Here is a 25,805-nt window from a genome sequence, read left to right on the forward strand (position 1 = left end):
CGAGCAATCGCCCGCCCCGCTGTCGTCTGAAGGCCGCAGCGGTTTCGCGACGGGGGCGCTATGATGCGCCCCGTGTCCGCCAGCCCCCTCCCCGCCCCCGACCGGCCCTTCCTCGACGTCGCCTGCTCCGTGCTCGGCCGGCCCTGGCGCGAGCGCTGCACCGATGCGGCCGCCCTCGCCGCCGCCGCGACCATGACCCAGGCCTACGGCCTGCCGGACGCCCTGGCCCGCCTGCTCGCCGCCCGCGGCGTGCGCCCGCAGGAGGCGGAGGCCTTCCTCAGCCCGCGCCTGCGCGACCTGATGCCGGATCCCGACGTGCTCCTCGACATGGAGGCCGCCGTCGACCGCCTCGCCCGCGCCGTCGCGGCCTCGGAATCGGTGGCGATCTTCGGCGATTACGACGTGGACGGCGCCGCCAGCGCCGCCCTGCTCGCCGATGCGCTCCGCGCCTTCGGCGTGCCGGTGCAGGTCCATATCCCCGACCGCATCACCGAGGGCTACGGCCCCAACATCGCCGCGGTGACGGCGCTGGCCGAGGCCGGCGCGCGGCTCCTGGTCTGCGTCGATTGCGGCACCGCCGCCTTCGAGCCCCTGGAGGCAGCCCGGGCGCTGGGCCTCGACGTGATCGTGCTCGACCATCACGGCGCAGCGGAGACCCTGCCCCCCGTCGCGGCCCTGGTGAACCCCAACCGCCAGGACGACGTGTCCGGCCTCGGCCATCTCTGCGCGGCCGGGGTGGTCTTCCTCACCCTGGTCGCCCTGGTCCGGCGCCTGCGCCGGGACGGCGCCTTCGCCGCGCGCCCCGAGCCGCGGCTCACCGACGCCCTCGACCTCGTCGCCCTCGCCACCGTGGCCGACGTGGTGCCCCTCACCGGCCTCAACCGCGCCTTCGTGGTGCAGGGGCTCACCGTGATGCGCGGCCGCGGCCGGCCCGGGCTCGCGGCCCTGCTCGATGCCGCCGGCCTCTCCGAGCCGCCGGAATCCTGGCATCTCGGCTTCCTGGTCGGCCCGCGCATCAATGCCGGCGGCCGCATCGGCGACGCGGCGCTCGGCGCCCGCCTGCTCTCCACCGCCGAGGCCGGCGAGGCCCAGCGCATCGCGGCCGAGCTCGACCGGCTCAACCGCGAGCGCCAGGCGATCGAGGCCCAGGCCGTCGCCGAGGCCCTGGCGGAGGCGGATTTCATCCTGGCGCAGGATCCCGAGCGCCCGGTCCTCGTGTGCGGCTCGGCGGAGTGGCACCAGGGCGTGGTCGGCCTCGTCGCCGCCCGGGTGAAGGAGCGCTACGGCCGCCCGGCCTTCGCCTTCGCCCTGCGCCCGGACGGCACGGCGGTCGGCTCCGGCCGCTCCGTGCCGGGGGTGGATCTCGGCCTCGCCGTGCGTCAGGCGGTGGAGCAGGGCGCGGCGGCCAAGGGCGGCGGCCACGCCATGGCCGCGGGCGCGACGCTCGCCACGACGGATCTCTCCGCCTTCCGCGCCCATCTCGACGCCGCCCTCGCCGCGGCGGTCCATCGGGCCCGCGCGGTCGATGCCCTGCTCATCGACGGCACCGTCGGGGCGGGCGGCGCCCATGCGGAGCTGTTCCGCACCCTGCAGCGCGCCGGCCCCTTCGGCCAGGGCGCGCCGGAGCCGGTGCTCGTCCTGCCGCGGCATCGGCTGCTGCATGCGGGCGTGGTCGGCAACGGCCATGTCCGCGCCCGCCTCGGCAGCGGGGACGGGCGCGCGGTCGACGCCATCGCCTTCCGCTCGGCCGAGACGCCCCTGGGCCGCGCCCTGCTGGGCGGCATCGGCACCAGCCTGCACGTCGCCGGCACCCTGTCCTGCCAGGTCTGGCGCGGCAGCGAGCGGGTCCAGATCCGCATCTGCGACCTCGCGCCCGCCGGCTGAGCCCGCGCCGGCCCGAAGTCGGGCACGACCGGCGAACGGATCCGTGCGAGAAGCGCTTCCAACGAAGACGAGTGGGAGGAGATCCGGCGTGGCGACATCGTCCGTGTTGCGGGCCTGCGCGCTTCTGGCGCCGCCCCTGGTCCTCGGCCTGCCCGCCGCGGCGCAGGATTGGCCGGCCTTCGGCGGGGGCGCCGACAACCGGCACGCCTCCCCCCTCGCCCAGATCGACCGGAGCAATGTCGGCCGGCTGCGGCCGGCCTGGCTCTTCCAGACCGGGGTGACCGGCTATTTCCAGGCCGAGCCGGTGATCGTCGACCGGGTGATGTACGTCTCCACCACCGCCAACCACGTGGCCGCGCTGGAGGCCGCCACCGGCAAGGTGCTGTGGACCTACACGCACAAGGCGCGCACGGAAAAGATCTTCGGGCCGCCCTCGAACCGCGGCGTCGCCGTCGCGGACGGCCTCGTCTACGAGGCGACCATGGACGGGCGGGTGATCGCCCTCGACGCCAAAACCGGCAAGCTGGTCTGGGACCACGAGGCGGTGCGGCCCGAGGAGGGCGAGACGGAGACCGCCTCCGGGCTGGCCGCCCGGCTCGGCGACAAGCCGGTCCAGGGCTCGAGCCGCCTCGGCTTCAAGATGCCGCCTCTGGTGGCGGAGGGGCTCGTCATCGTCGGCGTGACGGGGGCGGGCTACGGCCTGCACGTGGAGGACGACAAAGGCGGCCTCGATGGCGGCGCGGTGGTCGGCATCGAGGGCGGCTATGGCCGCCGCGGCTGGCTCGCCGCCTTCGACGCCAGGACCGGCGCCGAGCGCTGGCGCTGGTACGTCACCAAGGAGAAGGGCTGGGAGGGCGCCTACGTCGAGAAGACCGGGGACGGCCTGCCGCTCCACCGGGACATCGCCGCCGAGAAGGCGGCGGCCGCGAGATTTCCCGATGCCTGGAAGGTCGGCGGCGGCTCCCTCTGGATGACGCCCGCCTACGACCCGGCGCTCGGCCTGATCTATCTCGGCACCGGCAATCCGGCCCCGCAGAATTTCGGCCTCTCCCGGCCGGGCGACAACCTCTACACGATGAGCCTCGTCGCCCTCGACGTGAAGACGGGGCAGCTGCGCTGGCACGACCAGCAGGTGCCGCACGAGGAATGGGGCTACGACGTCGCCAGTCCGCCCTTCCTGCTCGATTATCCGACGCCGCAGGGGCCGGTGAAGGCGGTGGCCGAGGCCAGCAAGATCGGCTTCCTCTACGTGCATGACCGGGCCACGGGGGCGCTGATCGGGCGCTCGCCGGCCCTGATCGAGCACCGGAACCTGTTCGAGCCGCCGAGCGCCGCGGGCATCACCGTCAGCCCTGGGCCCCTCGGGGCGATCTCCTGGCATCCGGTCTCCTACGACGCGCAGACGGGCCTCGCCTTCGCCCAGGTGCGGCACGGCGCGGCGACCTACACGGTGAAGACCGTGCCCGCCGCGAACGGCCGGCCGGAGATCCGCTACACCGAGACGAGCGAGGCCAAGGGCGTGCCGACCTTCAGCACGCTCACCGCCCTCGACCTCAACAAGGGCGGCGCGGTCGCCTGGTCGGTGAAGGCGGGCAGCCGCCTGTCCGGGGGCACGCTCGCCACATCGGGCGGCCTCGTCTTCTCCGGGGAGGAGGACGGGCATCTCGACGCCCACGACGCGGAAAACGGCACGCTGCTCTGGCGCTTCCAATGCGGCGCCGGCATCGGCGGCCCGCCGGTGACCTACGCCATCGACGGCAAGCAATATGTCGCGGTCGCGGCCGGCGGCGCCTCCTTCACCAAGGCCAGCGGCTTCGGCACCGGCGACGCCCTCGTGGTCTTCGCCCTGCCGGAGTGAAGGGGCCAAGCAGTCGTCCTCCCCTGGGGAGGTGGCGGCGAAGCGGATGAGGGGGGCTGGCATGCCCGCTCCGCACAGCCCGCCTCCCTCCTCCGGAAGCGGAATCGAGCTGTGGCTCCTGAAAAATTACACAGGAATGTCGAGATTTCGACACAAAGCGTGCCGTAATTAATGCACTTTAGTGCCAGAACCTGGCTCCCCCAGCTACCTCGAATCGTGGCTGAGGATGGGTGATGTACTCCCCCCAAAACATCGATCGAAATGTCCGTCGACACGATGCGATCGCGATCGTCATCGCCGCGCTGCTGGCGACCGAGAGCGTCGTCCTGCTCTGGGTCGCCCTGAGGCTCTGAAGGCGGGAGCGGACACGAAAAAGGGCGGCCCCGCGGGACCGCCCTTTCGTTGGAAGACCGTCGAGGTCCGATCAGCGCTTCGAGAACTGGAAGCTGCGACGGGCCTTCTTGCGGCCGTACTTCTTGCGCTCGACCGTACGGGAATCGCGGGTCAGGAAGCCTTCGCGCTTCAGCGGGCCACGCAGCTCCGGCTCGTAGTAGGTCAGGGCCTTGGAGAGGCCGTGGCGCACGGCGCCGGCCTGGCCGGAGAGACCGCCGCCGGCAACCGTGACGGTGATGTCGTACTGGTCGACGCGACCGGCGATCTCCAGCGGCTGGCGCAGGATCATGCGCAGCACCGGACGGGCGAAGTAGGTCTCGATCGGACGGTTGTTGATGACCACCGTGCCGTTGCCCGGCTTGATCCAGACGCGGGCGACCGCGTCCTTGCGCTTGCCGGTGGCGTAGGCGCGGCCCTGGGCGTCCAGCTTCTGGACATGGACCGGGGCCTCGTTCTCCGAGGAGGTCTGGGTGTTCGCCCGATTGAGATCGGCGAGAGACTGAAGGGTCGCCATGATCAAGCGCTCACGTTCTTGCGGTTGAGGGCGCCGACGTCGAGCGTCTGCGGGGACTGCGCCTCATGCGGGTGCTCGGCGCCCTTATAGACGCGGAGGTTGCCGAGGATCTGGCGGAAGAGCGGACCGCGCGGGAGCATGCGCTCCACGGCCTTCTCGACCACACGCTCGGGGAACCGGCCCTCGAGGATGAACTTGGCCGAGCGCTCCTTGATGCCACCCGGATAGCCGGTGTGGTGGAAGTAGCTCTTCTGGTCGTACTTGCGGCCGGTGAACTTCACCTTCTCCGCGTTGATGACGATGACGTTGTCGCCGCAATCGACATGGGGGGTGTAGGCGGGCTTGTGCTTGCCGCGCAGGCGCATCGCCACGATCGAGGCGAGACGGCCCACCACGAGGCCCTCCGCGTCGATCACCACCCACTTCTTGTCGACATCGGCGGGCTTCAGCGAAGTGGTCTTCATGGCCGATTCCCGTGCCGGTGAGGTCGTGTGAGGTCGAAACAGGACGCCGCCGCATCCGGGGATGCAGCGGCGATGGCGGCCAGTTACGGGAGATTCGGGCGCCCGTCAATCCGAGCCGGCACATTTTCGCGAAAGTACAGCCGGATCAGCGACTTGGCGATAGTGGTATCAAGATACCGCATCCCGTCCCGGCGGGATCGCGTAGGTGCCGGTGACGTGGCAAACGACGTCCGCGCTCCCGAGAGCCGTGATGCTCACCTCGCCCACGGCCAGCCGGCGCCCGAGCTTGAGCAGCCGGCATTCCGCGGCGAGCGGCCCGGGCTCGGGCCGGCGCAGGAAGTTGAAGCCGAGATTGGTCGTCACCGCGAGGGCGACCGGGCCGATCTGGGCGAGCACCGCGGCGTAGAGCACGTAGTCGGCGAGCGCCATCATGGCCGGGCCGGAAACCGTACCGCCGGGGCGCAGGTGCTGCTCACCGGGATCGAGCCGCATCCGCGCCCGCATCGGGCCGACCGCCTCGAGATGGTAGCAGTGGCCCCCCGCCCGCATCTGCGGGAATTCCCGCTCGAGGAAGGCGGCGGTCTCCGCCAGGGTCATGAGAGGGCTGGGCGCGGCGGCGTCGGAGGGGGGCGCGGTCATGGTTCGCCTTGCAGCACGGCCGGCAATGGCCGACAAGCATCGGCGATGCTTGAGACGATGCCGCCGGCCGCTTGCCACGACCGCTATCCCGACGCGCGGATCCGCGCGATCCTGAAGGAGACGCGCACGATCGCCCTCGTCGGGGCCTCGGCCAACCCGGCCCGGCCGAGCTACATCGTGTTCAAGTATCTGTCGGAGCGCGGCTACGCGGTGACGCCGGTCAATCCGGGGCTCGCCGGGCAGACTCTGCTCGGCCGGCCGGTGGTGGCGCGCCTCGCCGACCTGCCGGGGCCAGTCGACATGGTCGAGATCTTCCGCAACGCGGCGGTGGCCGGCGGCCTCGTGGACGAGGCGCTGGCCCTGCCTGTCCTCCCGAAGGTGATCTGGATGCAGCTCGGCGTGCGCGACGACGCGGCCGCCGCGCGGGCGGAGGCGCGGGGCGTCGCCGTCGTGATGAACCGCTGCCCCAAGATCGAGTACGGGCGGCTCTCGGGGGAGATCGGCTGGACGGGGGTGAATTCCCGCATCATCAGCGCGAAGAAGCCCGTGCTCGCCCGCGGCGGCCTGCAGAAGCTCACCCTCGAGCGGCCGTGACGCCCTTCTCCACGTTTCCGGCCAGCGGCGGGGCGCCGCGGCCTCAATCTCGACACGCTGCCCTTCGAGACGGATAACATGCCGAAGCAGTCGAGGATCGTCGGTTGAGCCGGCAGCGGGTCAAGATCGGGCGCTCCGAGGCGCCTTCGGGCATGCGGGCCGGCGGCTTCGAAGCCAAGGGCGGCGAGCCGCCCCTTAACCTGTTGGGCCGCAACGCCAAGCAGGTGGATCGCCGCGACGTGAATCTCCGCTGGCTCACCGCCAGCATCCTCACCGGCCTGACCGGTGCCGGCCTGATCGGCGCGGCCATCCACGTCTCGCTGCAGAGCGAGGTCTCCTACGCCGCGATCCCCGAGCGTGCGAGCATCGCGCCCCGACCGCGCGCCTCGGACGGGGATGTCGCCCGCAAGGGCGACCGCCTCGTGCGCAACCTCATGATCGCCTCGGCCAAGCAGAGCTACCGCTCGCCCGTGACGGTGCGTCTCGCCGACCGCGAGATCATCAAGGTGCGTCCCTTCGTGCGGGTCTCCTCGACCCTGTCGATGACGACGGGGGTCTACGCCACCGACATCCCGCGCTTCGATCCGATGAAGATCGTCGCCGACGATTCGCCCGAACGCCTGGTCGATCCCGGCGCGCAGGCGGAAGCGCCGGGCGCCGAGGTGACGGTGATCAAGCGCGACCTCGCGGAGATCCCCGTCGAGGCCAGCGCCCCGGCGCTCTCCGACGACGATGTGATCGCCCTGGTCGCGGAGGAGCGGCGGCTCACGGCGGAGGCCGGGCGCCGCACGGCACTGCCGCTCGCCCCGCAGATCCTGCTTTCGCGCACCCTGCAACAGGGCCCCTCGCTCTCGGCCCTGAGCGGCGAGCGCCCGGCACCGGGCACCGGCCTGTTCAAATCGATCGACGTGCTCGTCGTGCCCGAGAACGTGACGAAGCTGTCCAAGGTGGAACTTCGGCCCGGCGAGCCGCCCCTGGTCGAGGAGAAGGACTTCGCGCTCAAGCGCGGGGAGAGTCTGGAGAGCGTGCTCACCGGGACGGGCTTCGCCAAGGAGGCAGCGATCCAGGGGATCGTCGCGGCGCTCGGCGGCAAGCCGAAGGTCTCCGGCCTCTCGGAAGGCCAGCAGTTCCGCGTCCAGATCGCGCCGAGCCCGAACGCTGCCGAGGGGCGGCAGGTGACCCGCGTCGTGCTCTATGGCGAGAGCGGGGTCCAGGCGATCGCGGCGATGAACGACCGTGGCAGCTTCGTCTCCGTGGCGCCGCCCGTGGACGAGACCAAGGCACCGACGGCGCAGGCCCAGACCGAGCCGGAGGACGGCGAGGAGTCCGAGGACGACACCGGCTCCGGCCCGCGCCTCTATCAGAGCCTCTACGAGACCGCCGCCCGCCACGACCTGCCCCGGGCCGCCGTGGACGAGATGGTCCGCGTCTTCAGCTACGACATCGACTTCCAGCGGCGGATCGCGTCCGGCGACGCCCTCGACGTGTTCTACACCTATGACGAGGATTCCGGATCCGGCGCGGCCGACCGGCCCGAACTGCTCTATGCCGCGCTCAATATCGGCGGCGAGTGGCGCAAGATCTACCGCTTCCAATCGCCCGACGACGGCTCCGTCGACTACTTCGACGAACAGGGCCGCTCGCTGAAGAAGTTCCTCATCCGCAAGCCCATCGCCGACGGCATCATGCGCTCGGGCTTCGGCTACCGCCGCCACCCGATCCTCGGCTACGCCAAGCTGCATACCGGCGTGGATTGGGCCAATCCCGTGGGCACGCCGATCGTCGCCGCGGGCAACGGCACGGTGATCAAGGCGGAATGGGATTCCGGCTACGGCCGCCGGGTCGAGATCCAGCACATCAACGGCTACGTCACCACCTACAACCACATGTCCCGGTTCGCCCGGGGCGTCACCGCCGGGGCCCGGGTGCGGCAGGGGCAGGTGATCGGCTATGTCGGCTCGACCGGCCTCTCCACCGGCGCCCACCTGCATTACGAGGTCATCATCAACGGGCATTTCGTCGACCCGATGAAAATCCGCGTGCCCCGCGGGCGCGAGCTCGACGGCCGCCTGCTCGCCGAGTTCAAGCGCCAGCGCGACCAGATCGAGCAGACCATGCAGAAATCGAAGAGCGCCACGGCCATGGCCCAGCGCGACGCGATGCGCTGATCGGGTTCTAGCCGAAGCCGAGGCTTCGCCGGATTTCCTCCGCACTCACGCCCCTCGCCCGCAGATCGGCGAGGGATTCCGAGCCCTTCGACTTGGCGAGCTTCTCGCCGTCGCCGGAGCGGATCAGGGCGTGATGGTGGTAGGCCGGGACAGGCAGCCCGAGCAGGTGCTGCAGCAGACGATGCAGGTCGGTCGCCGCCTCGAGATCCTGCCCGCGCACGACATGGGTGATGCCCTGCACGGCATCGTCCCAGACGACCGAGAGATGATAGCTCGTCGGCACGTCGCGCCGGGCGATGACCGCGTCGCCCCAGCGGGCCGGATCGGCCGGACGCGTCGCCTCCGTGCCATCGACGGCGCAGCAGCGGATCGTCAGGGGCTCGCCGAGCGCCCGAAGCGCGTTGCCCATGTCGAGCCGCCAGGTATGCGGCTCGCCCGCCGCGATGCGCGCCTGCACCGCGTCCTTCGGCAGCCCGCGGCAAGTGCCGGGATAGAGCGGTGTGCCGTCCGGGTCGCGGGCGGTGATCCGGCCCTGCCCCTCCAGAGCCGCGATGCGCGCGGCGATCTGCCCGCGGGAGCAGAAGCAGGGATAGGCGAAGCCTGAAGCCGCGAGCCGGTCGCGCGCGGCGGCATAGTCGGAAAAATGCTCGGACTGGCGGCGCAGCGGCCCCTGGAAGACGAGGCCGAGCCAGGCGAGATCCGTGTGGATGCCGGCGACGAAGTCGGGGCGTGAGCGGGCGCGATCGATGTCCTCGATCCGCAGCAGCAGGCCGCCGCCGAACACCTTTGCGAGCTGCGCGTTCAAGAGCGCCGAATAGGCATGGCCGCGATGCAGGCGGCCGTTCGGGCTGGGGGCGAAGCGGAGGAGCAGTCGGCTCACGGCTCTCCGGCGGCGCGCAGGCAGCGGGTCGCGGCGGGCGTGCAGGCGATGCCGGGCAGGGAGCAGGCCGGCCCTTCGGCGAGGCGCTGACAGACCACGCAGCCATTGCCCCATTCGGCGCAGGACGGGTCGTTTTCCGGGGCGAGCGCGGCCTGCTTCTGCGGGGCCGGTGCCAGGGCGCCGATCAGCACGGTGGCCGCGACCAGGGCCGCGATGGCCCAGGCGAGCCGCCGGTCCCGGGCGGCGGTGGCGGAGTCGTCGGGCGCGTCGAAAGCCATGCTGCGGTGTTCGCCGGAAGCGGGCGGCGCTGTCAACGCCGCCCGGCCCCATCAGGAAGCGGCGCCGGCCAGGGCCGCCGCAACGGCCCGGGCGAAAGCCGCCGGATCGCGCGGGGTGTCGCCGTCCTGCACGCGGGCGAGATCGAGGAGGGTGCCCGCAGCCTCGGTCAGATCCGCGCCGGTCTCGGCCTTGGCCTCCAGCGCCTTGATGAGAGCGTGGCGCGGGTTGATCTCCAGGATCGGCAGGCCACCGCCGAAGCCGCGGCCGGCCCGGCGCAGCAGGCGCTGCATCTGCAGGTCCGGCCCCGCACCGGAGGCGGCGAGCACCACGGCGCTGTCGACCAGGCGATCGGTGGTGCGCACCTCCGACACGTCCTTCTCGAGGGCGAGCTTCAGGGCCGCTACGAGCTTGTCGGCCGGAGGCGCCTCGGCCTCCTCGCCCTCGGGCTTGAACTTCGAGAGGTCGGCGCCGCCCTGGGTGACCGAGCGCAGGGGCTTGTCCTCGAACTTCCCGAGCTGTTCCGGCCAGAACGCGTCGACATGGTCGGAGAGCAGCAGCACCTCGATCCCGCGGGCGTTGAAGCCCTCGAGCTGGGGCGATTTCCGGCCGGTCTCGAGGTCGTCGGCGACGAGGAAATAGATCGCCTCCTGCTCCGGCTTCATCCGCGCCACGTAGTCGGGCAGCGAGGTCCAGCCCTCCTGCGTGGTGGAGCGGAAGCGCAGCAGCGGAGCGATCTCGGCCCGGCGCTCGAAATCCTCGTAGATGCCCTCCTTCAGCACCGGCCCGAAATTCTCGAAGAACTTGAGATAGTCCTCTGCCTTCTCGACGTTCTTCGAACGGCTCGTCAGCTCGCTGAGCACCCGGCCCGTCACGGCCCGGCGGATCTTCTGCAGGGCCGGAGTCGATTGCAGCATCTCGCGGGAGACGTTGAGGGGCAGGTCGTCGGTGTCGACCACGCCTTGCACGAAGCGCAGCCAGTTCGGCAGCAGCTCGGCCTCGTCGGTGATGAACATGCGGCGCACATGCAGCCGCACCTTGGACCGGCGGTCGTCCTCCATGGGCATGAAGGGCTTCATGCCCGGCACGAACAGCAGGCCGGTGAATTCGAGGGCGCCCTCGGCCCGCCAGTGGATCGTGGCCCAGGGCTCGTCGAAGTTGTGCCCGACCGTGCGGTAGAATTCCTTGTACTGCTCGTCCGTGATCTCGGATTTGGACTTGCGCCACAGGGCCGTGCCCTTGTTGGCCGCCTCCTCCTTGCCCTCCGCGTCCACGATGGCGATCGGCACGGCGATGTTGTCGGCCCATTTGCGCACGACGTGGTCGAGCCGGTAGCTCTCCAGATATTCCTCGGCATCGTCCTTGAGATGCAGGACGATATCGGTGCCGGCCTCCGCCCGCTCGGCCGGCGCCAGGGTGTAGCTGCCGCGGCCGTCCGACTCCCAGCGCCAGGCTTCGTCCGTACCGGCGCGCCGCGAAGTGACGGTGACCCGGTCGGCCACCATGAAGGCGGAGTAGAAGCCGACGCCGAACTGGCCGATCAGGCTCGGGCGCAGGTCCTGCCCGTCCTCTCCGGTCCTCACCTCGCCGAGCGACTGGGAGAAGGCGCGGGTGCCGGAGCGGGCGATGGTGCCGAGATTCTGCGCCAGGTCCTCCTTGGTCATGCCGACGCCGGCATCCGAGATGGTCAGCGTACGCGCCTCCTTGTCGGGCGCGACGCGCACCTTGGCGTCCGGCGGCAGGGCCAGGGCCTCGTTCGTCAGGGCCTCGAAGCGGCGCCGGTCGGTCGCATCGGCCGCGTTGGCGACGAGTTCGCGAAGGAAGATCTCGCGGTCGGAATAGAGGGCATGGACGACGAGATCGAGAAGGCGCCCGACCTCGGCCCCGAAATCGTGGCGCTCGACCTGCGCGTTGACCGTCTCGCTCAAAGGATCGCCTCCAGGGTTCCAGGAATTTTCCGGGGCGCGATATGGCGTGCGATTTGCCGCAGTTCAATCGCCCGGATGCACCGAATCCGCCGTCACAGCGGATAGGCGGCCTCAAGAATATAGGGGCCGCCGCCGCGCGAGGCGCGCGCCGAGAACAAAGCCACCCGGGTCGCCATGAACCGGAGCGGGGCGAAGATACCGGCCTCGCTCAGGTACTGCGCCACGGCCTCCGCGCTGGCCTCGCGGTTCAAGCGAGCGAGGGTGACGTGGGGCGTGAACTTGCGCGGCTCCGGCTCGGCCCCGGCCCGGCGGGCCAGACGCTCGTGCTCGGCCTGCAGATCGTCGAGCGCTTCGCTGGCGGCGACGGCGGCATGGACGGAGCGCGGCCGGCTGCCGCCGAAGGCGGCGAGGCTCTCCAGGGTCAGCGGGATCGGCTCCCGCGGACGCGCCTCGACCAGGCCGGCATGCAGGGCCTCGGCAAGCTCGTCGTCGACGTCGCCGAGGAAGCGCAGGGTGATGTGATAGTCGGACGGCTCGACCCAGCGCGCGCCCGGCAGCCGGCCGCGGAACAGGGCGAGCGCCGCCCCGACCTCGGGCGGGATCTCCAGGCCGGTGAAGAGGCGGGGCATGTCCGATCAGCCCTTCGCGGCGAGCGTGCCGAGGAAACGCTCGACCGAGGGCAGGATGCCGTCGACGATCCGCGCGACGCCTTTCGGGTTCGGGTGGAGATTGTCGTCGAGGTGGAGAGCCGGGTCGCCGGTGATGCCGTCGAGGAAGAAGGGATAGAGCACCAGCCCGTATTCCCGGGCGAGGTCGGGGTAGATCGCGTCAAACCTCGCGACGTAGTCCGGCCCGAGATTGCGCGAGGCCTTCATGCCGGCGAGCAGCACGGGGATGTTCCGCTCCTTCAGCCGGGCGAGGATCGCGCCGAGGGCTTTGCGCGGCACGGCCGGGTCGGTGCCCCGCAGCATGTCGTTGGCGCCGAGCTCCAGGATGACGCCGTCGGTCCCGTCCGGCACCGACCAGTCGAGCCGGTCGAGGCCGCCGGTGGTGGTATCGCCGGAGACGCCGGCATTGGCGATCTCGACGGAAAAGCCCTTCGCCTTGAGGGCGCGCTCCAGCACGGCCGGGAAGGCCTGGTCCGCCGGCAGCCGATAGCCGGCCGTGAGGCTGTCGCCCAGAGCCACGAGCTTGAGGGTGCGGCCGGTCTCCGCCGAGGCGCCGGAGCCGAGGGCTGCGGCAACGAGCATCATCAGCGCACCCATGCAGGCCACGAGCGTCGCCCCCACATGCGGGCGCAAGCGTGGGCGTTCGCCCTCGCGAAACCGGACGATGCGTGACACAACGCGCTTCTCCTCCGCCATCGAGGCCGCCTCTCCTGCCGATGCCTCCGACCCGCCCGCACAGATCGGACGTTTGCCGATGATGGACAACCCCGCCCCCGCCATCGCCCTCTCCGGCATCGACCTCAGCCTGGGACGCGGGGCCGCCAAGGTGCACGTGCTGCGCGGCATCTCCCTCGACGTCGCCCGCGGCGAGGCGGTCGGCCTCGTGGGGCCCTCGGGCTCGGGCAAATCGACCCTGCTCATGGTGATGGCGGGGCTGGAGCGGCCGGATGCGGGCCGCATCGCCGTCGATGGCACCGATCTCTCCGGCCTGGACGAAGATGCCCTCGCCCGCTTCCGGGGGCGGCGGATCGGCATCGTGTTCCAGGCCTTCCATCTGGTGCCGACCATGACGGCCCTGGAGAACGTGGCCCTGCCCCTCGAACTCGCCGATGCCCCCGACGCCCATGCGCGGGCGGAGGCGGAGTTGAAGGCGGTCGGCCTCGGTCACCGGCTTCACCATTACCCGGCCCAGCTCTCCGGCGGCGAGCAGCAGCGCGTCGCCATCGCCCGCGCGGTGGCGCCGAACCCGGCGATCCTGGTGGCGGACGAGCCCACCGGCAATCTCGACGAGGCGACCGGCCAGCAGATCGTGGAGCTGCTCTTCGCGCTCAAGCGGGACCGGGGATCGACCCTCGTCCTCGTCACCCACGACCCGGGACTCGCCCGGCTCTGCGACCGCACGATCCGCCTGCGCTCGGGGCTGATCGAGGCGGCGGCGGAGGCCGTGGCCTGATGCACGGCACTCTGCCCCGCCCGGCGCCCGAGCGCCGAAGCCGGTTTCCGCTTACCCTGCGTCTCGCACTCCGCGAGCTGCGCGGCGGGCTGTCGGGCTTCATGGTCTTCATCGCCTGCATCGCGCTCGGCGTCGCCGCCATCGCCGGTGTTGCCTCGATCGCCCGTTCCCTGGAGGACGGGCTCGGCCGCGAGGGGCGGCGCATCCTCGGCGGCGACCTCGCCTACAACCTGATCAACCGCGAGGCGACGCCGGCCGAGATCGCGGCGCTCGAAGCCCAAGGCCGGCTCGCCACCGTGGCGACCCTGCGCGCCATGGCATTGGCCGGCGAGGGCGCGGCCCTGGTCGAGCTGAAGGCGGTGGACGCGGCCTACCCGACCGCCGGCGAGCTCGTCACCGAACCGAAGGCGCCGCTGGCCGACCTGCTCGTCGAACGCGACGGGGCCTATGGCGCCGTGGCCGATCCGGCCCTGCTCACCCGGCTCGACCTGAAGCCCGGAGACCGCATCACCATCGCCGGCACACCCGTCGCGATCCGGGCGAGCCTCGTCTCGGAGCCCGACCGGATCGGCACCGGCCTCGGCTTCGGTCCGCGCCTCCTCGTCTCCATGGCGGCCCTGCGGGCGACCGGCTTGATCCAGCCCGGGAGCCTCAACCGCTGGAGCTACCGGCTCCAGCTTCCGGACACGAGCGACACCGCGCTGGAAGCGGCCACCAAGGCGATCGCCAAGACCCAACCGGAGGCGGGCTGGGAGGTGCGCTCGCGGAGCAACGCCGACCCGCGCTTCGCCACCAGCATCGAGCGCTTCACCCAGTTCCTCACCCTGGTCGGGCTCACCGCCCTCATCGTCGGCGGGGTCGGCGTGGCCAATGCCGTGCGCGCCTTCGTGGACCGCAAGCGCGGCGCCATCGCTACCTACAAGAGCGTCGGCGCGCCGGGGGGACAGGTCGTCGCCCTGTACCTGACGCAGGTGATGCTGATCGCCCTGCTCAGCACCGGGCTCGGCCTCGCCGTCGGCGCCGCCCTGCCCTTCCTGATCGATGCGGTCTTCCGCGATTCCCTGCCCCTGCCGCTGGAGCCGGCCCTCGACCCCGGCGAGCTGGCCCTCGCCGCCGCCTATGGCCTGCTCACGGCCCTGGCCTTCGCGATTACGCCGCTGGGGCGGGCGCACGACATCCCGGTCTCCGGGCTGTTTCGCGACACCGTCGATCCCTCCGCGCGCCGCCCGCGCCTGCGTTACCGGCTGGTGCTCGCAGCGGCCCTCGCCGCCCTGGTCGGGCTGGCGCTGGCCACGGCCTTCGACCGCAAGGTGGCGCTGATCTTCATGGCCGCGGCCGCCATCGCCTTCGCCCTGCTGCGCCTCGTCGCCTACGGGCTGATGAAGGGGGCCGCGCGTCTGCCTCGCCCGCGCCAGGCCGCGCCGCGGATGGCGCTCGCCAACCTGCACCGCCCCGGCGCCCTGACGCCGGCCATCGTGCTCTCCCTCGGCCTCGGCACCACTCTCCTCGTGGCGCTGAGCCTGATCGACGCCAATATCACCCGCACGCTGACCCGCTCCCTGCCACAGAAGGCCCCGAGCCTGTTCTTCCTCGACATCCCCTCGCGGGACGCGGATGCCTTCAACGCCTTCCTCGGCAAGGCGGCGCCGGAGGGGAAGATCGAGCGCGTGCCGATGATGCGCGGGCGCATCGTGGCGCTGGACGGTACGCCGGCCGAGAAGATCCGGCCGCCGGACGACGCGGCCTGGGTGCTGGAGGGCGACCGCGGCATCACCTACGCCGCGGATCTGCCCGAGGGCTCGACCCTGGTCGCCGGCTCCTGGTGGAACGCCGAGGACGCGAAGGAGCCCCTCGTCTCCTTCGATGCGGAGCTCGGCAAGGCCCTCGGGCTGAAGCTCGGCAGCACGGTCACGGTGAACGTCCTCGGCCGCAACCTGACGGCGACGATCGTGAACCTGCGCAAGGTCGAGTGGCGCAACCTCGGCATCAACTTCGTGATGGTGTTCTCGCCCGGCACCTTCCGGGGCGCGCCGCATTCGGACCTCGCCACCCTCACCCTGCCGAACGGGCCCGATCCGGCACTGGAGGCGCGGGTGCTGCGCGATGCGGCGCGGCAATTCCCCTCCGTCACCAGCGTGCGGGTGAAGGACGCCCTCGAAGCGGTCAACGACGTGGTCGGCAAGCTGGTGCTCGGCATCCGCGCGGCGAGCGCGGTGGCGATCCTGGCGAGCCTGTTCGTCCTGGCCGGTGCGCTCGCCGCCGGGCACCAGGCCCGGCTCTACGACGCGGTGGTGCTGAAGGTCCTCGGCGCGGCCCGCGGCCGGCTGCTCTCGGCCTATACCCTCGAATATGGCTCCCTCGGGCTCGCGACCGCCCTATTCGGGCTCGGCGCCGGTACCCTCGCCGCCTGGGTGGTGGTGGCAAAAGTAATGCGGCTCGATTTCGTGCCGGATTGGGGGGGCGCCCTGCTCGCGGCCGGCCTCGCCGTGGCCTTCGCGGTCCTGGTCGGACTCGCCGGCACCTGGCGCATCCTCGGCCAGAAACCGGCGCCCTATCTGCGGACGCTGTGACGGCTTGCGGGAGAACGGTGCTCAGAGCGCCGTTTTCGGCATCAGCATGTGCACGCCCTTGTTGCCGTCCACCGTCTGCGTGATGCGCAGGTTTCCCGCGAGCGAGGCGAGCATGTAGGCTTGGTTGCGGGTGAGGCCGGTGCGGGCGCAGACGTGCCGGACCATCTCGCGCACGGCCTGCCGCATCGCCTCGTCGAGACTCTCGTGCAGGCCGATGGTCATGAGGTCCGTCGGCGTCTCGGCGAAGGGCCACGCATAGCCGAGGTCCTTGCGCACGGTGAGCCGGAAGGTGCCCGTCAGCGCGGTTTCGAGGGCGGTGATGCAGACCTCGCCGTCGCCCTGGAGAGCATGGCCGTCGCCGGCATAGAAGCCTGCGCCCGGCTCGAAGACCGGCAGGTAGAGCGTCGCGCCGGCCCGCAGCTCCTTGTTGTCCATGTTGCCACCGAAAGCGCGGGGCACGGGCGTCGTCACCGGCCCCCAGATGCGGGGCGGCTGCGTCGCCAGGATCCCGAAGAAGGGCGCGAGCGGCAGCGCCCGGCCCCAGGGCAGGACGGCGACGCCGCGGGCGGCATCGATCTCGGCATGGACCGTCTCGTACGCGGTGAACTCGTCGGGCAGCGTCCCGAGCAGCGGCAGGATGGAGACGGAGCCCCAATCCAGCCGGCATCGAACGTCGAGGATGTCGATCTGCAGCACGTCGCCGGGTTCGGCCCCGCGCACATGGATCGGGCCGGTGACGAAATGCGGGCCGGGCGCGGCGTCATGGGCGTCGAGGGCGGCACGCAGCTCGGCGGGGACGCGGGCCGGATCCGGGTGCAGGCAGCTCCGGCCTCCGGCGGGCAGCGAATGCAGCGTCACCTCGTCGCCGGAGGCGATCTCCAAGACCGGGGCACGGCCGGGCTCGAACACACCGAAGACCAGGACGTCGGGGGTCGCGGGGATGTCGTGGTGCGCGGGCATCGAGGATAGCCTTCACGGGTTGCCGAGGTCGCGGATGCGCCGCCCCCGACGCGACCGCGCGATCCCGCATGCAACCTTCGTGAAAGGCTCCGACCGGTCGTCAGGCCAGCATGTAGGCGAGCAGCGAGCGCAGCTGCGCCGGCTTGATCGGCTTGTGCACGAGCTCGGCACCGATCTCGATCACCCGAGCCTGGATCTCGGGCGCGTAATCGGCGGTGGTGACGATCACCGGCGTGGCCCAGTTCTGGGTTTGGCGGAGGTGGGTGACGACGTCGAGGCCGCAGGCTCCGTGGTCGAGATGATAATCGATCAACATCACGTCGGGACGCATCATCCCGGCTTCGAGGCCGGCGACGACGGCTTCGAGGTCGCGGAAGGTCTGCACCTTGGCGTCCCAGCCCCGCAGCAGGCGCTGAAGGGCGTCGGCGGCGGTGGCGTCGTTCTCCACGATCAGGACGCGGGCGCCGGTCAGCGTGGTGGCGACGGGGGCGATGCGGACCTGCGCGTCCGGCCGGGTCGTGGCGATGGGCAGCTCCAGCGTCATGCGCGTGCCGTGCCCGACGCGGGAGGCGAGCGTGATCGGGTGCCCCAGGGTCGAGGCCATGCGCTGCACGATCGAGAGGCCGAGCCCGAGGCCGACCTCGCCGTCGTCGGTGTCCTTGGCGCCCCGGTAGAATTCCTCGAAGACGAGGCTGCGCTCGGTCTCCGCGATGCCGCGCCCGGTATCGATCACGTCGACGCGGCAGGTCTTGCCGCGCAACCGGCCGCAGAGCAGCACGCCGCCGCTCTCCGTGTAGCGGATCGCGTTGGAGACGAGGTTCTGCAGGATGCGCTGGAGCAGGACCACGTCGGTCTGCACGACGAGGTCCGGGCAGCGGCTGACGAGGCGCAGCTCCTTACGCTCGGCGAAGGGCCGGAAGCTCGCGTCGATAGTCGCGAACATGTCGGCGAGCCGCACCGCCTTGATCATCGGGCGCACGATGCCGGCATCGAGCTTCGAGATGTCGATCAGGGTCTTGATCAGGTCCTCGATCGTCTGCAGCCCGCGCTCGACCTGGCCGGCGATGGTCTGGGCGTCGGGGGCCGTGGCGAGGTCGGTGAGGGCCGAGAGGGAGAGCCGGGCAGCGTTCAGGGGCTGCAGCAGGTCGTGGCTCGCCGCGGCGAGGAAGCGGGTCTTGGAGCGGTTGGCGGTCTCCGCCTCCTCCTTGGCCGCCACCAGCGCCTCGTTGGAGCGCTCCAGGCGGTGCATCAGGGTGGTCAGTTCCTCGGTCCGCGTCCGCACGCGGCCCTCCAGCATGATCGCCGTCTGGAACAGGGAATAGGCGCCCCCCTGCTGGTCCATGGTGCGCTCGACATGGGCCATGAGCGCGGCGTTGATGCGCTCCAGCTTGGCCACCCGGCGCGTCAGGCCCTCGACGGTGTCCGGCGTCTCGGCGTCCATCGCGGCTCCCCACAGGGTCGGCCGGTTCATGGCCCCTCGGCCCGGCCGATGGCGATGCCCGTGAATGTCTGGTTCAGGTGCATCGAGCGGTACTGCTCGCCATAGGTCTCGAATCCCACCACGCCGTAGCGGCGGTAGAGGTCGGCGATGCGGTGGCGGACCTGCCGGCTCTCGGCGTCGAGCCGGCGCAACACGCAATCGAAGCCGATCACGAGGTCGAGGCCGCCGAGCGCCTGGTCCAGGGCGGCGAGCTCCGCCCGGGTCGCCTCCACGATGTCGCGCGGCTGGGCCAGGGTCAGCACCACGCCTTCGCCGATGGCGCAGAAGAAGGTGAGCGACCCATCCGGCTCGCAGCGGCTGATCGAACGGCAGAAATACTCGCCGCCGATCTTCACCGCGAGGGGATAGGCGGCGAAGCTCAACGGCGTCAGGTGCTCGGGATCGAGGCCGACCGCCATGGCGTATTCCCGGGCCGCGGGCTCCGCGTTGAGCTCCTGGACCCGGCGCTGGTCCTCGCAGGCGGCGGTGACGACGAACTTCTTGTCCGTCGGCTCGAAATTGTCGCTCTTGAAGATGCGGACCGGGAAATCGGTCTCGACCAGCACGATGATCGCCGCGTTCCGGTGGATCACGCCGTCATGGAGCAGCGCCGTCCCGCAGAAGGCGAGATCGTCCCCTGCCGAGCCGCCGACCAGGGGGATCCCGTCGAGGGCCCAGGCCACGGCGGAGACCACGGTCTCCTCGGCATTGGCCAGGGCGTCGATGAGGGAGATCGCGAAGCGGCCGGTCTGGGCCGCGTCGGCGCGGCCCTGGTCGAGGGTGCGGCGCAGGGCGCGGACGGAGGAGGCGGTGCGCTCCACGTCCAGATGGTCGATCGCCGGCAGGATCGCGGAGACGATGCGGAAGCCCTTGCGCGGGAAGGCGATCAGGACGAGCCCGCGATCGATGGCACCCGCCGGGCTGATGCCCCCGGAGGTGCTGCAACCGGAGACGCCGACGCCCGGGAAGTGCCGCGCCAGCGCCGCGGCCACCTCCTCGGCGGAATAGACCGGCGAGAAGAACACCAGCAGATGGCCCACCACGGCCGGATCGATCTCGGCCGCGATCGACGCGACGGCAGGCTCGGCCTCGCCCGCATCGGACCAGGCCGTCTGTATGCCGCACAGATGCCGACGCATCTGGGTGCCGTGCACCACCGTCTTCCTCCCATGGCGCGGGGTGTTCCGGCAAAGCGGCCCCCGATCTTTGACCGGAAGTTATGTCCCGTGGGCAGACGCGGTGCAATGCCCGGGAAGGACTGCGACCGCAGCGTGTGAAGTGTGATTTCAACAATCCACAGATCGGGATTCTTAAACCGCTCGTTAATCGACCGCTGGCCAAGTGGCGCACCGGTCGGAGGACAGGATGGATCCGCGGCGCAGGATCGGCTGGGGCCAGAGCGAGTTCTACGAGGCGCTCTGCCTGATGATGATGGGCGTGTGCTGCTGGGTCGTCGGCATCCAGCTGGAGGCGTTCCGCGCCCTCGACCGCCTCGTCGTGACCTACGGCCTGTCGGATCTTCTGATGCTCGGCTTCCTCCTCGGGCTCGGCGGCTTCGCCGCGAGCCTGCGCAAGTCGCTCCAGCTGCGCCGGACCATGCGCGAGCGGGATGCGGCGGAGGGCGAGGCGACGGCCGCCGCCCGCCACGATCCGCTCACCGGCCTCGCCAACCGGCGCCATTTCGTGGAGGCGGTCGAGGCCTGCCGGAGCCGGGCGGAGGCGGCGGATGCCGCCGTGCTGCTGATCGATCTGGACCGCTTCAAGCCGATCAACGACCTCCATGGCCACACCGCCGGCGATGCCGTTCTCTGCGCCGTGGCGGACCGGCTGTCCCGGCTTCTGCCGCCGGGCGGCATGGCCTCCCGTCTCGGCGGGGACGAGTTCGCCCTGCTCGTGGAGGAGGACGGGGGGCGGGAGAGCTTCGCCCGGCTGGCCCAGAGCCTCGTCGCCGCGATCTCCGAGCCCATCCTCTGGGAGGGGCAGGCGCTGTCCGTCGGCGCCACGGTCGGGATCGCCCTCGCCAGCGGGGAGCGGGGCGCCGAGGCGGTGATGCACGCTGCGGACCTGGCCATGATCCAGGCGAAGCGGGAGGGCCTCCCCTACCGGGTCTTCGAGGACGCCATGGATGCGGCGCTGAAGGCCCGGGCCAAGCTGGAATGCGACCTGCGCCGGGCCCTCGAACGCAGCGAGATCGAGCCCTTCTACCAGCCCGTGGTGGCGCTGCCCGGCCAGGGGCTGATCGGGTTCGAGGTCCTGGCCCGGTGGCGCCATCCCGAGCGGGGCCTGATGCAGCCCGCCGCCTTCATCCCGGTCGCCGAGGAGACCGGCCTCATCGCCGAGATGAGCTACCAGCTCCTGCGCAAGGCCTGCCGCGACGCGGCCCATTGGCCGTCCCATCTCCAGCTCGCGGTCAACATCTCGCCGGTGCAGTTCCAGGATCCCCTGCTCGCCCGGAAGATCCTCGCGATCCTGACGGAATCCGGCTTTCCCGCCGAGCGCCTGGAGATCGAGATCACCGAAACGGTGCTGATGAACGATCTCGACGCCACGCGGGCGACCCTGGCCTCGCTCCAGGCGCTGGGCGTGCGCATCGCCCTCGACGATTTCGGCACCGGCTATTCGAGCCTCTACCACCTGCGCGAGCTGAAGTTCGACAAGCTGAAGATCGACCGTTCCTACGTGAGCTCCATCGACATGGGCGACGAGCGGGCGAAGCTCGTGGACGCGATCATCAAGCTCGGCAACAGCCTGGGGCTCGCCACCACCGCGGAGGGCATCGAGAACGACACCAGCGTGGCCTGGCTGTCGAACCAGGGCTGCGACTTCGGCCAGGGCTACCTCTTCGGCAGGCCGATGTCGAAGCCGGACACCGACCGCTACGTCGCCGCCGAGGGGATACCGGCCCTGCCCGGGGGCGGCACGGAGCCGCCCCTCGCCCTGCTGCCGCCGCCGGGACCGCGGAAGCCCGACCCGGCGCTCGTCGCGCGGATCAACGCTCAGACCTTGGCGGTGAAGCGGGCGGTGCAGGCGGCATAGCGCGCCACCAGCGCCGCGCCGCGTTCCGGCCCGAGCACGAAGGCGGCCGTCGACAGCCCGTCCGCGAGGAGCCCGCTCGGCGCCGTCACCGTGACCGCGGACAGGGCGGTCGGCGAGAAGCCGGTCCGCGGATCGAAGATGTGATGGTCCTTGTGGTCCGCCGAAAAGGTCGTGGACTCGTCCCCCGAGGTCGAGGCGAAGCCCGAGAACGGATCGATCACCGCCGCGATCTCCCCCGGCGCCCGCACCCGGGCGAGCCCGAGGCGCCAGGGCGTGCCGTCGGCGTGGCGGCCGGTGGCGCCGAACTCCCCGGTATCGACGAAGGCGTCCCGGATCCCGGCCGCCTCCAGGGCCGCCATCACCCGGTCGGCGGCGAAGCCCTGGGCGAGGCTGTTCAGGGTGATCCCCATGCCGGGCCGGGCCAGCCGGATGCGCTCCTCGCCGATCTCGATCCCGCGCCAGTCGACCAGGGAAAGGGTTCGCGCCAGGGCGGCCCCGTCCGGCCGCTCGCCGCGGGCGGAGGCCTGCGCCCAGAGGGTCCAGAGCGGCTGGACGGTGGGGTCGTAGGCGCCCGCGCTGGCCCGGGCCAGCTCGAGGGCGACGCGGAGCTGCGCGCACAGGAGCGGATCGGGCGCGTCGAGGCGGCCGTCGCGGTTCAGCCGCGACAGGGCGCTGTCGGGCCGGAACAGGCTGACCGCGGCCTCGACGGCGCGGATCGCCCGGAAGGCGTCGTGCAGCCCCGCCTCCAGCGCCCCCGCATCGGGCCCCGCCACGGTCAGGGTGACGGTGGTGCCGAAGGCGAGGCCGGCGCGGCTGCGCGCCTGCAGGCCATGGTCGCGGGAGAGCCGCGCGAAGGCCCTCGGCCCGGCCGCGAGGCCTGCCAGCGCCCCGACTCCGCCGAGAAGGAGCCGGCGCCGCCCCGGGCGCCAGGGGAGGATCGGGCGGGTCATTCGGCGGCCAGGGGCTGGAGCGGCTTCGGGCGGGCGTGCTTGCGCTCCAGGATCTGCGGCACGCAGAGGCCGGGATCCCGGACGATGGTGACGCAATCCATGCACTGGAAGCACTCGTCGTAATCGACGCGGCCGGAGCGCGCGATGGCGCCGTAGCGGCAGCGCACCTTGCAGAGCTGGCAGGGGCTGCCGCATTCGGCCCGGCGGGGGATCCAGTCGAGGAGCCGCACCTTGCCGAGCAGGGCGAAGGTGGCGCCCAGCGGACAGAGATAGCGGCAGAAGCCCTTGAAGACGAAGAGGTTGAGGACGACGAGACCGACCGCGTAGACGACGAAGGGCCAGCTGCGCAGGAAGTAGAGGGTGATCGAGGTCTTGAACGGCTCGACCTCGCTGAGGCTGTCGGCCAGGGGCGAGCCCGCGGCGGCGGCCAGGACGATGCCGGCGAGCACGCCGTATTTCAGGAGCCGCAGCAGCCTGTCGGCCCGCTCGGGCACCGCGATCGGGCGCAGGCGCAGGGGCCGCGCCAGGGCGGCGACGAGTTCCTGCAGGGCGCCGAAGGGGCAGAGCCAGCCGCAGAAGGTGCCCCGCCCCCAGGCGAACAGGGCGGCCAGGGCGAAGGCCCAGATCACCAGCGAGGGCGGATCGTAGAGCAGGAAGCCGACATCGTGGGTGACGAGGGCGGCGCGCACGGCGCCGACCACGGTGACGATCGAGAGCTGGGCCTGCGCGTACCAGCCGACGAAGCCGAGGGTGAAGGCCAGGAAGGCGAGGCGGAAGACCGGGAAGTGCCGCCGGTCGGCCACCAGACCGCGCTGGCGCGCCAGCACCGGCACCAGCAGGCCGAAACTCGCCAGGATCAGCCCGATCTCCGGGGCGCGGGCGCGCCAGGATTCGGTCCAGGACGGGCCGTCCTCCGGCTTCTCGCGGCTGAACAGGTTCGGCGGCAGGACGTAATCGGTGGAGAATTCCTTCGTGACGCGCTCGGGGAAGATCTGCCCGCGCGCGCGGGTGACCTTCATGGTGAGCGTCCAGGGGGCGGAGGGGTCGAAGCCGGCCTGCTGCACGATCTTGAGGATGGTCCAGGGCCCCTCCGGCAGCCCCGCCTCCCCGAGGCCGCGGCGCTCGATCGCCATGTCACGGGCATTCACCGCGAGGCCGTTCTGCACCACCGAGAGCCCGTCCGGGATCGAGCCGAGCACGAAGCTCTCGCCGAGGGGATTCCAGGGGCCGGCGCTCACCACCATCACCGCGTGGTCGCCGGGGCCGAGCTCCCGCATCAGCCGGGCGAAGGCGGCCTCCCCGAGGAGGTTGCGCCCGATCGAGGGCACGTTGAGATAGGCGAGGAAGAGATCGGCGAAGGTCTCCTCCGGCGCGCCCTCCGAGACGCCCTCGACGGCGGTGCCGGCGAAGGCCCGGTCCACCTCCCCGTTGCCGAGCCGGAAGCGCTTCAGCCAACCCCGGCGGAGCAGGGCCGGCCCGTCGAGGGGCTCATAGAGGTCGGGCTTGGCCTCGACCTTCAGCCCGACCTGGGCCGCCTGGCCGAAGCCGAGCTTCGCCCGGGCCACGGCCAGCGCCGAGGCGAGCAGGGTCTCGTTGATCACCCGCGTCGAGGCGGTGGCCATGGAGACGCCGTCGACCACGCCGAGGGGCGAGGCGCCGTTCGCCCGGGCGTTCGGCCGCCCGACCCGGATCGGCCGCCGGGCGGACATCCCGACATATTGCTCGACGAAGGCGAAGAGCGGCTCGGCGCCGAGCCCTTCGAGGAAGACCGGCTCGTGATGCGAGAGCACCTTCACGTCGCGGAAGCTGCCATCCGGCGCGAGCGCCACGAGCAGGTTCGGCGCCGTGCCGCCGAAGCCCGGGATCGCCGCGAAGTCGATCGACTCGAAGGCGTAGGCGAAGACCTCGTAGGATCCCGCCTGCTGCTTCAGGATCGGCCAGACCGGCAATACCTCGTCCTTCTCCCCGACGACGAGGGGCGCCGGGAACAGCCTCTCCATCCCCGCCCGGTCCAGGGTACCGGCCTCGGCGGGGGCGAGGAGGACGAGGAAGAGGAGGAGGAGCGCTCGGAGGGCGGCGCTCACTCCGCCACCCCGGCCGAGCGGTTCTGCGGCGTCGCCTCCCCGCCCCGGGGGCGGAAGGCGGCGCCCCAGGGAAAGCGGCCGACCTTGACGCTCTTGATCGGCTTCAGGGTCGCGACGTCGATGACGGTGACGTCGCCGGAGACGCCGTTGGTGGTGACGAGGCGGTCCTGCTCCGGCGTCAGCGCCGTGTGCCAGACCCGGCGGCCGACCAGCACGTAGCTCAGCACCTTGTAGGTCTTCGCGTCGATCACGGCGATGCGGTCGGAGGGGCCGAGCGCCACGAAGGCGAGGCGGCCGTCCTCGGTCAGGCTGATGCCGACCGGCTGGATCCGGTCGGCCGAGATGCCCTTCACCGCGAAGCCGATCGTCTCGACGACCTTGCGGCTGGCCACATCGACCACGGAGACGGTGCCGCCGATCTCGGAGGAGACCCAGAGCCGGCTGCCGTCCTTCGAGAACTCCGCGTGACGCGGGCGCTGGCCGACCGGCGTCGCGTCGACGGCCTGGAGGGTGCCGGTGTCGATCCAGTGGACCATGTTGGTGGTCTCTGAGGTCGTCACCGCGATTCGGCCGTCGGGGCTCACCGCCATGCCCTCGGGCTCGATGCCGACATCGATCTGGGCCAGCACCTTACGGCTATCGGCATCGACCACCGTGGTGGTGGCGTTGTTCTCGTTGGCGATGAACAGCGTCTTGCCGTCCGGCGAGAGGGTGAACTGCTCCGGGTCCTCGCCCGAGGGCAGGTTGTGCAGGAGCTTGCCGCTCTCCGGATCGATCACCTGCACCGCGTCGGAATCGCTGGCGCAGACGAAGAGCCGGGCGCCGTCCTTCGAGAAGGTGAGCCCCCGCGGCCGGCGGCCCACGGGGAAGGTCCGGGTGACCTCCCAGGTGGCGGAATCGATCACCGAAACGGTGTTGTCCCGCTCGTTGGTGACATAGACCTCGTGCGGCCGCGCCGGCGCGGCCGCGAGCGACAGGACGAGGAGAAGGGCGGCGCGGCGCATCG

21 protein-coding genes are annotated in these 25,805 nt (G+C 71.4%); 7 read left to right on the forward strand and 14 right to left on the reverse strand.

Features of this window, described 5'->3' with window-relative positions; translation table 11 throughout:
• Positions 1–72: 72 nt before the first annotated feature.
• On the forward strand, positions 73–1,884 hold the full coding sequence (recJ, locus tag MMB17_RS00675; RefSeq protein ID WP_420847312.1) for a single-stranded-DNA-specific exonuclease RecJ: 1,812 nt from the start codon (positions 73–75) through the stop codon (positions 1,882–1,884).
• A gap of 88 nt (positions 1,885–1,972) precedes the next feature.
• A complete protein-coding gene (locus MMB17_RS00680) occupies positions 1,973–3,742 on the forward strand; it encodes a pyrroloquinoline quinone-dependent dehydrogenase (RefSeq protein ID WP_420847313.1) in 1,770 nt (589 codons plus the stop codon).
• 424 nt (positions 3,743–4,166) lie between these two features.
• Here the strand turns inward: MMB17_RS00680 and rpsI are convergent, their stop codons facing one another.
• The 3 genes from rpsI to MMB17_RS00695 all read right to left on the reverse strand — a co-directional run bounded on the left by rpsI (position 4,167) and on the right by MMB17_RS00695 (position 5,752).
• Entirely contained in the window at positions 4,167–4,649 is a 483-nt protein-coding gene (gene rpsI, locus MMB17_RS00685; protein ID WP_238309799.1) for a 30S ribosomal protein S9, read from the reverse strand.
• Between the two features lie 2 nt (positions 4,650–4,651).
• On the reverse strand, positions 4,652–5,113 hold the full coding sequence (rplM, locus tag MMB17_RS00690; RefSeq protein ID WP_238309798.1) for a 50S ribosomal protein L13: 462 nt from the start codon (positions 5,111–5,113) through the stop codon (positions 4,652–4,654).
• Between the two features lie 168 nt (positions 5,114–5,281).
• A complete protein-coding gene (locus MMB17_RS00695) occupies positions 5,282–5,752 on the reverse strand; it encodes a PaaI family thioesterase (RefSeq protein ID WP_241100708.1) in 471 nt (156 codons plus the stop codon).
• Between the two features lie 45 nt (positions 5,753–5,797).
• Between MMB17_RS00695 and MMB17_RS00700 the strand changes: the two genes are divergently transcribed.
• Entirely contained in the window at positions 5,798–6,346 is a 549-nt protein-coding gene (locus MMB17_RS00700; protein WP_241100709.1) for a CoA-binding protein, read from the forward strand.
• A gap of 104 nt (positions 6,347–6,450) precedes the next feature.
• A complete protein-coding gene (locus MMB17_RS00705) occupies positions 6,451–8,514 on the forward strand; it encodes a M23 family metallopeptidase (protein ID WP_241100710.1) in 2,064 nt (687 codons plus the stop codon).
• Positions 8,515–8,521: 7 nt separating this feature from the next.
• Here the strand turns inward: MMB17_RS00705 and gluQRS are convergent, their stop codons facing one another.
• From gluQRS to MMB17_RS00730, 5 genes are all read right to left on the reverse strand, one after another.
• Complete coding sequence (gene gluQRS / locus MMB17_RS00710; RefSeq protein WP_241100711.1) at positions 8,522–9,394, reverse strand: tRNA glutamyl-Q(34) synthetase GluQRS; 873 nt, start codon at positions 9,392–9,394, stop codon at positions 8,522–8,524.
• Complete coding sequence (locus MMB17_RS00715; RefSeq protein ID WP_241100712.1) at positions 9,391–9,672, reverse strand: hypothetical protein; 282 nt, start codon at positions 9,670–9,672, stop codon at positions 9,391–9,393. Before MMB17_RS00715 ends, gluQRS begins: the two co-directional genes overlap by 4 nt.
• A gap of 51 nt (positions 9,673–9,723) precedes the next feature.
• Complete coding sequence (gene htpG, locus MMB17_RS00720) at positions 9,724–11,598, reverse strand: molecular chaperone HtpG (protein WP_241100713.1); 1,875 nt, start codon at positions 11,596–11,598, stop codon at positions 9,724–9,726.
• A gap of 92 nt (positions 11,599–11,690) precedes the next feature.
• Positions 11,691–12,227: an RNA 2',3'-cyclic phosphodiesterase gene (gene thpR, locus MMB17_RS00725; protein WP_241100714.1), complete on the reverse strand. Its 537-nt coding sequence runs from the start codon at positions 12,225–12,227 to the stop codon at positions 11,691–11,693.
• A gap of 6 nt (positions 12,228–12,233) precedes the next feature.
• Entirely contained in the window at positions 12,234–12,851 is a 618-nt protein-coding gene (locus MMB17_RS00730; protein WP_238310179.1) for an arylesterase, read from the reverse strand.
• Between the two features lie 169 nt (positions 12,852–13,020).
• On the opposite strand from MMB17_RS00730, the gene MMB17_RS00735 reads away from it, so the two are divergent.
• Positions 13,021–13,719, forward strand: coding sequence for an ABC transporter ATP-binding protein (locus MMB17_RS00735; RefSeq protein WP_420847389.1), 699 nt, complete (start codon positions 13,021–13,023; stop codon positions 13,717–13,719).
• On the forward strand, positions 13,719–16,289 hold the full coding sequence (locus tag MMB17_RS00740) for an ABC transporter permease (protein ID WP_241100715.1): 2,571 nt from the start codon (positions 13,719–13,721) through the stop codon (positions 16,287–16,289). The genes MMB17_RS00735 and MMB17_RS00740 overlap by 1 nt, the downstream gene beginning before the upstream one ends.
• A 21-nt stretch (positions 16,290–16,310) precedes the next feature.
• Here MMB17_RS00740 and MMB17_RS00745 read toward each other — a convergent pair whose 3' ends face one another.
• The 3 genes from MMB17_RS00745 to MMB17_RS00755 form a co-directional block, all read right to left on the reverse strand.
• Positions 16,311–17,249: an acetamidase/formamidase family protein gene (locus MMB17_RS00745; RefSeq protein WP_241100716.1), complete on the reverse strand. Its 939-nt coding sequence runs from the start codon at positions 17,247–17,249 to the stop codon at positions 16,311–16,313.
• A 100-nt stretch (positions 17,250–17,349) separates the two neighbouring features.
• The gene (locus MMB17_RS00750) at positions 17,350–18,720 is read right to left on the reverse strand and encodes a hybrid sensor histidine kinase/response regulator (RefSeq protein ID WP_420847314.1); all 1,371 of its coding nucleotides are present in this window, start codon (positions 18,718–18,720) and stop codon (positions 17,350–17,352) included.
• Positions 18,717–19,886 carry an FIST N-terminal domain-containing protein gene (locus MMB17_RS00755; RefSeq protein WP_241100717.1) on the reverse strand — a complete coding sequence of 390 codons (1,170 nt, stop codon included), beginning with the start codon at positions 19,884–19,886 and terminating at the stop codon, positions 18,717–18,719. Before MMB17_RS00755 ends, MMB17_RS00750 begins: the two co-directional genes overlap by 4 nt.
• A gap of 208 nt (positions 19,887–20,094) precedes the next feature.
• Here MMB17_RS00755 and MMB17_RS00760 point away from each other — a divergent pair, with 208 nt between their 5' ends.
• Entirely contained in the window at positions 20,095–21,765 is a 1,671-nt protein-coding gene (locus MMB17_RS00760; RefSeq protein WP_241100718.1) for a putative bifunctional diguanylate cyclase/phosphodiesterase, read from the forward strand.
• On the opposite strand, the gene MMB17_RS00765 is transcribed toward MMB17_RS00760, so the two are convergent.
• Genes MMB17_RS00765 through MMB17_RS00775 form a run of 3 tightly spaced genes read right to left on the reverse strand, consistent with a single transcriptional unit; the run spans position 21,726 to position 25,803 of the window.
• Entirely contained in the window at positions 21,726–22,715 is a 990-nt protein-coding gene (locus MMB17_RS00765; RefSeq protein ID WP_241100719.1) for an FAD:protein FMN transferase, read from the reverse strand. The genes MMB17_RS00760 and MMB17_RS00765 overlap by 40 nt on opposite strands.
• On the reverse strand, positions 22,712–24,799 hold the full coding sequence (locus tag MMB17_RS00770; protein WP_241100720.1) for a 4Fe-4S binding protein: 2,088 nt from the start codon (positions 24,797–24,799) through the stop codon (positions 22,712–22,714). Before MMB17_RS00770 ends, MMB17_RS00765 begins: the two co-directional genes overlap by 4 nt.
• Positions 24,796–25,803: a YVTN family beta-propeller repeat protein gene (locus MMB17_RS00775; RefSeq protein ID WP_241100721.1), complete on the reverse strand. Its 1,008-nt coding sequence runs from the start codon at positions 25,801–25,803 to the stop codon at positions 24,796–24,798. Before MMB17_RS00775 ends, MMB17_RS00770 begins: the two co-directional genes overlap by 4 nt.
• Positions 25,804–25,805: the final 2 nt, after the last annotated feature.

The organism is Methylobacterium organophilum, from assembly GCF_022533465.1.
Lineage (GTDB): Bacteria > Pseudomonadota > Alphaproteobacteria > Rhizobiales > Beijerinckiaceae > Methylobacterium > Methylobacterium organophilum.